At 70.7% G+C, this 813-nt stretch carries 1 protein-coding gene; it reads left to right on the top strand.

Annotated elements, in window-relative coordinates; genetic code table 11:
- Positions 1-813, top strand: an 813-nt coding sequence (locus AC1D15_RS35190; protein ID WP_477829730.1) for a DUF3418 domain-containing protein, incomplete at both ends; no start/stop codon positions are given.

The raw sequence follows: 813 nt of genomic DNA, 5'->3' as shown, positions 1-813 counted from the left end.
GTGCAGCGGCCACAGCCTGGAGCGCTGGTACCGCGAGGAGAGCCAGCGCCAGCCGAAGCTGCTGTTCCTGACGCGCGAGGAGCTGATGCGGCACGAGGCGGCCGGCATCACGACCGCGTCGTTCCCGAAGACGCTGCGCATGGGCGGCGTCGATTGCAGCGCGACCTACCTGCACGACCCGGGCGACCCGAAGGACGGCGTCACCGTCACCGTGCCGATCTACGCGCTGAACCAGGTGAGCGACGAGCGCTGCGAATGGCTGGTGCCCGGCATGCTGAAGGACAAGGTGCTGGCGCTGGTGAAGACCTTGCACCAGCGGCCGCGCTCGCGGCTGGTACCGTTGCCGGACTATGCGCAGGGCTTCGTCGACCAGGTGCACGAGGCGCATGGCTTCGGCACGGGCAGCCTGGTGGACGTGCTGCTGAAGGCGGTGCGCGACAAGACGCAGCTCGACGTGAAGCGCAACGACTTCAAGCTCGAGCAGCTGTCGCCGCACCTGTTCATGAATTTCCGCGTGGTCGACGAGAACGGCCGGCAGCTGGGGCAGGGGCGCAACCTCGCCAGCCTGAAGGCCGAGCTGGGCGGGCAGGCGCGGTCGGCGTTCCAGGCGCTGGCGGTGCTGCGGCCGGCGGTGGCCACGGCACCCGCTGCCGCAGCGACGCCGGCGGGAGCGAACACGATCGTCGTCAGGACGGCGCCGGGCCGCGCGAGCGCGCCGGTGGCGGAAGCGCCCGAGCCGACCTACACCGACTGGACCTTCGGCGAGTTGCCGGAGCTGATGGAGGTGAAGCGCGGCAGCCAGGTGCTGGTGGG

It is taken from the genome of Rhizobacter sp. P2_H2 (assembly GCF_056403375.1).
The sequence above is the reverse complement of the archived record's forward strand: the minus strand, read 5'-3'. Positions and strand labels throughout refer to the sequence as shown.